The organism is Streptomyces corynorhini (assembly GCF_003346515.1).
In the GTDB taxonomy this organism is placed as follows: domain Bacteria; phylum Actinomycetota; class Actinomycetes; order Streptomycetales; family Streptomycetaceae; genus Streptomyces; species Streptomyces corynorhini.
In genome coordinates this window covers 1-6,569 of record NZ_QQNA01000455.1, presented here as the reverse complement: position 1 = coordinate 6,569, position 6,569 = coordinate 1, and the positions used below count along the sequence as shown (strand labels likewise).

The window sequence follows — 6,569 nt, the reverse complement described above, 5'->3', positions numbered from 1 at the left end:
TCCTCGGGGCCGTCTGGCGGCGGCAGCCGTCACCCTGGCCGTGGCAGCGGGCACCGCCGCCTGCGGCCCCGAGGACAACGATGCCAAGGCCGGTGGCGCGGACAGCGGCACGCCGCGGCAGGGTGGCACGCTCTCGGTGCTGAACACCGAGCCGCAGACCAACTTCGACCCGGCCCGGCTCTACACCTCCGGCGGCGGCAACGTCCCCTCGCTGGTCTTCCGTACGCTCACCACCCGCAACCGGGCCGACGGCGCGGCGGGCACCAAGGTCGTGCCCGACCTCGCCACCGACACCGGCCGTCCCAACAAGGACGCCACCGAGTGGACGTACACGCTCAAGGACGGGCTGAAGTTCGAGGACGGCACCCCGATCACCACCGCCGACATCAAGTACGGCATCGAGCGCTCGTTCGCCGCCGAACTCTCCGGCGGCGCGCCCTATCTGCGGGACTGGCTGATCGGCGGCGCCGACTACGAGGGCCCGTACAAGGACAAGAAGGGCCTCGCCTCGATCGAGACGCCCGACGCGAAGACCATCGTCTTCAAGCTCGACAAGCCCGAGGGCGACTTCCCCTTCGTGGCGACACAGACCCAGTTCGCGCCGGTCCCCAAGGCCAAGGACAAGGGCGCCAAGTACGCCGAGCACCCGGTCTCCTCCGGCCCGTACAAGGTCGTCTCGAACGAGAACGACGGCCAGCACGTCGTCCTGGAACGCAATCCGCACTGGTCGGAGAAGACCGACGACCAGCGCCACGCCTACCCGGACAAGATCGACGTCAAGGCCGGTCTCGACGCGGCCGTCATCAACCAGCGGCTCTCCACCAGCTCGGGCGCGGACGCCGCCGCCATCACCACCGACACCAACCTCGGCCCCGCCGAGCTGGCCCAGGTCAGCGGCGACAAGGAGCTGGCCTCCCGGGTCGGCACCGGCCACTTCGGCTACACGAACTACCTGGCCTTCAACCCGAAGATCAAGCCGTTCGACAACGCCAAGGTGCGCGAGGCCATCTCGTACGCCATCAACCGCACCAGCGTGATCAACGCGGCGGGCGGCTCCGCGCTCGCCGAGCCCGCGACCACCTTCCTCCCCGAGCAGAAGGCGTTCGGCTACACGCCCTACGACCACTTCCCGGCCGGAAAGACCGGTGACCCGGCCAAGGCCAAGGAGCTGCTCAAGGAGGCGGGCTACGCCAAGGGCCTGACCATCTCGCTCACCCACTCCACCGTCCAGAACCGCGAGACCAGCCCCGAGGTCGCCACCGCCGTGCAGGAGGCCCTCAAGAAGGCCGGCATCACGGTCAAGCTCGTCGGCCTCGACCAGAACGCGTTCAACGAGGCCCGCTGGGCCTACCAGGGCGGCCCCGGCTTCTTCCTCTCCCGCTGGGGCGCGGACTGGCCCTCCGGCGGCCCCTTCCTGGCCCCGATCTTCGACGGCCGGCAGATCGTCAAGGACGGCGCCAACTTCAACCACGCCCAGCTCGACGACCCGGCGGTCAACAAGGAGATCGACGAGATCGCCAAGCTGACCGATCCGGCCGCCGCCGCGAAGCGCTGGGGCGAGCTGGACAAGAAGATCGGCGCGAAGGCCCTCGACGTGCCGCTCTTCCACCCGGTCTACAAGCGGCTGTACGGCAAGGACGTCAAGAACATCGTGATCAGCGACTGGACCGGCGTCCTGGACATCTCGCAGGTCTCCGTCAAGTGACCACCTCCGCTCCCGTTCTCGACGCGCCAGGGGCGGCGGCGGCGACCGCCGCCCCTGGCGCCCGTCAGGTCTGGCAGCGGCTGCGCGCCCGCCCCTCGGCCCTGGTGGCCGGGGGCGTTCTCGCGCTGCTGGTCGTGCTGGCGCTGGCCGCGCCGCTGCTCGCCGCGATCGAGGGCCAGGACCCGAACACGTACCACGACTCGCTGATCGACTCCGCGCGCGGCGGGGTGCCGCTCGGCTCGTTCGGCGGGGTGAGCGGCGACCACTGGCTGGGTGTCGAACCGGGCACCGGACGCGATCTGTTCGTACGCATGCTGTACGGCGCCCGGATCTCGCTGCTCGTCGCGGTCGGCGCCACCGTGGTGCAGGTCGTCATCGGCGTCACGATCGGCCTCGCCGCCGGGCTCGGCAACCGGCTGCTCGACTCCTTCCTCAGCCGCGTCACCGACCTGATGGTCGCCCTGCCGATGCTCGTCCTCGCGATCGCCCTGACCGCCGTCGTCTCCGACGGCTTCCCGCGCCCGCTGCTGCTGATCCTGGTCATCGGACTGCTCAACTGGGGCGGTACGGCCCGGATCGTGCGGGCCCAGACGCTCACCCTCAAGAGCCTCGACTTCGTCGCCGCCGCCCGGCTCGGCGGCTCGGGCCGACTGCGGGTCGCGCGGCGCGAGCTGCTGCCGTCGCTGGCCGCGCCCGTCATCACGTACGCGGCGATCCTCGTCCCGACGAACATCGTGAACGAGGCGTCCCTTTCGTTCCTCGGCATCGGGGTCAAGCCGCCGACCCCGTCCTGGGGGCAGATGCTGTCGAACGCGCAGACCTGGTTCCGGGCCGACCCGATGTACGTCCTGCTGCCCGCCGGGGCGCTGTTCGTGACGGTGTTCGCGTTCACCGTGCTGGGCGACGCGGTACGGACCGCGCTCGACCCGCGCGAGGCCAGCAGGCTGCGGATCGGCACGCGCGCCTCCGGCCGGGCCGCCGCCCGCAAGGGCCGCACCTCCGACCAGAACTCCGCTCCCGAGGAAACCGCCTCATGACGCGCTACCTGCTCAAACGGCTCGGCGGCGCGCTGCTCGTCCTGCTCGTGCTCTCCGTGGCGATCTACACGCTCTTCTATCTGGCCCCCGGCGACCCCGCCCGGCTCGCCTGCGGCGAGCGCTGCTCGACGGCGCAGGTCGCGCAGGTACGGGAGCGGCTCGGGCTCGGCGACCCCGTCCTCACGCAGTACGCCCACTTCCTCCGGGGCATCTTCGTCGGCCGCGACTACTCCACCGGCACGGCGCTGCTGCACTGCGACGCGCCCTGCCTGGGCTTCTCGTACAAGACCGACCAGCAGGTCAGCCAACTGATCCTGGACCGTGCCCCGGCGACCCTCTCCCTCGCCGTCGGCGCCATGGTCGTCTGGCTGGTCGTCGGGGTCGGCACCGGGCTGCTCTCCGCGCTGCGCAGGGGCGGGATCACCGAGCGCGTGCTGACCGTCATCACGCTGGCGGCGACCGGCACGCCCGTCTTCATCCTCGGGCTGCTGCTCCTGATGCTGGTGTGCGCCTACCTCCAGTGGCTGCCGTTCCCGTCGTACGTCCCGCTGTCGGACGATCCCGAACAGTGGGCGTGGAACATGCTGCTGCCCTGGCTCACGCTGGGCTTCTTCGAGAGCGCGAAATACGCGCGGCTGACGCGCGGTTCCACCCTGGAGACGCTGGCCGAGGACCACATCCGCACCTTCCGCGCCTACGGTGTGGGCGAGCGGGCGATCGTCGGACGGCACGCGCTGCGCGGCGCCCTGCCGCCGGTGATCGCGCTGAACGCCAACGACTTCGGCACGGTGGTGGGCGGGGCGGTGCTCACCGAGACGCTCTTCGGCATCCCGGGGATCGGCAAGACGCTGGTCGACGCGGTGCGGCTGGTCGATCTCCCGGTGGTGGTGGGCGTCGTGCTCGTGACGGGCACGATGGTCGTCCTGGCGAACGTGGTGGCGGACCTGCTGTACGCGACGGCCGACCGAAGGGTGGCACTGCGGTGACGGACCGTACGCACAAGACGGACCGGACGGACCGGACGGACTCGGTGGGCCGGATGGACTCGGTGGGCCGGACGGATTCGGTGGGCCGGATGGACTCGGCGGACCCGGCGGACCGTACGGAGTGGCCCGGCCGTACGGATCGGCCCGGTCGTACGGAGCATCTGGTCGAGGTCGTGGACCTCACCGTCGACTTCACGGCGGGCACCGGCAGCGCGGCGGAGACCGTACGCGCCGTGGACGGGCTGTCCTTCACGCTCGCGCCCGGCCGGGCGATCGCCCTGGTCGGCGAGTCGGGCAGCGGCAAGAGCACCGTCGCGAGCGCACTGCTCGGCCTGCACCGGGGGACCGGCGCCCTGGTCGGCGGCAGCGTACGGGTGGCCGGTACGGACGTGGGCGGCGCCACAGAACGCGAACTGCGCTCGCTGCGCGGCGCGGTGGCCGCCATGGTCTTCCAGGACCCGCTCTCCTCGCTGGACCCGTACTACGCCGTCGGCGACCAGATCGCCGAGGTCTACCGGGTCCACACCGACGCCACCCGCAGGGCCGCCCGCGCGCGGGCGGTCGAGGTCCTCGACCGGGTCGGCATCCCGGACGCGGCACGCCGCGCGCGGTCCAGGCCGCACGAGTTCAGCGGCGGGATGCGCCAGCGCGCGCTGATCGCGATGGCGCTCGCCTGCGAGCCCCGGCTGCTGATCGCCGACGAGCCGACCACGGCCCTGGACGTCACGGTGCAGGCCCAGATCCTCGACCTGCTGCACGGGCTGCGCCAGGAGACCGGGATGGGACTGCTGCTGGTCACCCATGACGTGGGTGTCGCGGCGGAGAGCGTGGAGGAGGTGCTGGTGATGCGGCAGGGCCGGGAGCGGGAACGCGGCCCGGTCGCCGAGGTGCTGGGCAGCCCCCGCGACACGTACACGCGCGCGCTGCTCTCCGCGGTGCCCCGGGTGGACGGGCCGCTGACCCGTACCGGCGCGCTGTCCTCGCCGTCCGTGTCGCCCGTTTCGTCCGCGTCGCCTGGGCACCCCCGTACCGAGCCGCTGCTCGAAGCGGACGGCCTGCGGCGGGAGTTCCGGCTCGGGCGGCGGACCGTCACCGCCGTGGACGGGGTGTCGCTCACCGTCGCGCCCGGGGAGACCCTGGGCATCGTGGGGGAGAGCGGCAGCGGCAAGACCACGCTGGGCCGGATGCTCGTACGGCTGCTCGACCCGAGCGCCGGGCGGCTGGTGTACCGAGGTACGGAGATCGCGAACGCCTCCGAGAAGGAGCTGCGGCCCTACCGCCGCGAACTCCAGATGGTCTTCCAGGACCCGGTCTCCTCGCTCAACCCGCGCCGCTCGGTGGGCGAGTCCGTGGCCGATCCGCTGCGGGCCGCCGGTGCGCTGGGCGAGTCCGCGATCCGTGCGCGCGTGCGCGAGCTGCTGGACCGGGTCGGGCTCGATCCGGACCGCTACGACCGCTATCCGCACGAGTTCAGCGGCGGACAGCGCCAGCGCGTCGGCATCGCCCGCGCGCTCGCCGCCGAGCCCCGGCTGATCGTCTGCGACGAGCCCGTCTCCGCGCTCGACGTCACGACCCAGGCCCAGGTCGTCGCGCTGCTCGCCGAACTCCAGCGGGAGCTGGGCCTGGCACTGGTCTTCATCGCGCACGACCTCGCGGTGGTACGCCAGGTCAGCGACCGCATCGCGGTGATGCGCGGCGGCCGGATCGTCGAACAGGGCACGGTCGAGCAGGTGTACGGAGCACCGCGCGACCCGTACACACGGCAGCTGCTGGCGGCCGTGCCCGCGCTGGATCCCGCGCTCGCGGCGGAGCGCCGCGCCGTCCGGGCGGCCCGTGAGCCGCTGCCGGACACGGACCAGGAAGTGGCCCTGGCCTGACACTCCGTATCCGGATGGCTCTGTAGCGCCACAGAACGCCGCCGGTACGGGAAAGTTACGTGCATTCACCCCTTCTGGTGGTGCGACGGACAACCGTCCGTCGTACCACCGGGTTGTCCGCTTACGGTCGTCCCGCTGTGAGTCGTCGATCAACGACGGCTGCCCACAAGGGAGATCGGGGGTGCGCTCGTGCGGATCGGACTGCTGACGGACGGTGGATACCCGTACGCGACGGGTGAGTCCAGGCTCTGGTGCGACCGGCTCGTGCGCGGGCTCGCACCGCACGAGTTCGACATCTACGCGCTCAGCCGCAGCGCCCAGCAGGAGGCGCACGGCTGGATACAACTGCCGCCCCTGGTCGGGCGGGTGCGCACCGCGCCGCTCTGGGTCCCGGCGGACGACGGCCGCTGCCACGGACGGCGCGACCGGCGCCGGTTCGCCGCCCACTTCGCCGAACTCGCGGCGGCCGTCTGCTCGGCCCGCGGCGACGACCCGGCCTCGGAGGAGGCCAGGGGCGCCGCCGGGGCGGGCGCGGGGAGCGCGCGGAGCGCCGGGAGCGCAGGGGACCGCTTCGCGGCGGGCCTGTACGGACTGGCCGACCTGGCGCGGGAGCGCGGCGGACTGTACGCCGCGCTGCGCTCGGAAACCGCCGTACGGCTGCTGGAGTCGGCCTGCCGCGCGCCCGGAGCGCGCCGGAGCGTGCAGCCCGCCACCGTGCCCGATTTCCTCGCCTTCGCCGACCAGTTGGAGCGCGCTCTGCGCCCCCTCTCGCTCGACTGGTACGGCGACGACGCCCTCGCCGCAGTCGACCTCTGCCACGCCGCCTCCGGGGGCTCCGCCGCGCTGCCGGGACTGCTGGCCAAACGCTTCTTCGGAGTACCGCTGCTGGTCACCGAGTACGGGGTACGGCTGCGGGCGCACTACCTCGCCACCAGTGCGCCGGGCGCTCTTGGCGACGGCACGC

General features: G+C 72.4%; 5 protein-coding genes. All 5 read left to right on the top strand.

Features of this window, described 5'->3' with window-relative positions:
* The first annotated feature begins 13 nt into the window (after positions 1-13).
* Positions 14-1,705 (top strand): ABC transporter substrate-binding protein, encoded by a 1,692-nt coding sequence (locus DVH02_RS34460; RefSeq protein WP_114627752.1) that lies wholly within the window; start codon positions 14-16, stop codon positions 1,703-1,705.
* Entirely contained in the window at positions 1,702-2,742 is a 1,041-nt protein-coding gene (locus DVH02_RS34455) for an ABC transporter permease (RefSeq protein WP_114627751.1), read from the top strand. Before DVH02_RS34460 ends, DVH02_RS34455 begins: the two co-directional genes overlap by 4 nt.
* Positions 2,739-3,728 (top strand): ABC transporter permease, encoded by a 990-nt coding sequence (locus DVH02_RS34450; protein WP_114627750.1) that lies wholly within the window; start codon positions 2,739-2,741, stop codon positions 3,726-3,728. The genes DVH02_RS34455 and DVH02_RS34450 overlap by 4 nt, the downstream gene beginning before the upstream one ends.
* A gap of 89 nt (positions 3,729-3,817) precedes the next feature.
* Positions 3,818-5,605: a dipeptide ABC transporter ATP-binding protein gene (locus DVH02_RS34445; RefSeq protein ID WP_114627753.1), complete on the top strand. Its 1,788-nt coding sequence runs from the start codon at positions 3,818-3,820 to the stop codon at positions 5,603-5,605.
* Positions 5,606-5,794: 189 nt separating this feature from the next.
* Positions 5,795-6,569 (top strand): DUF3492 domain-containing protein (locus DVH02_RS34440; protein ID WP_114627749.1); only part of this gene is annotated, 775 nt, incomplete at its 3' end.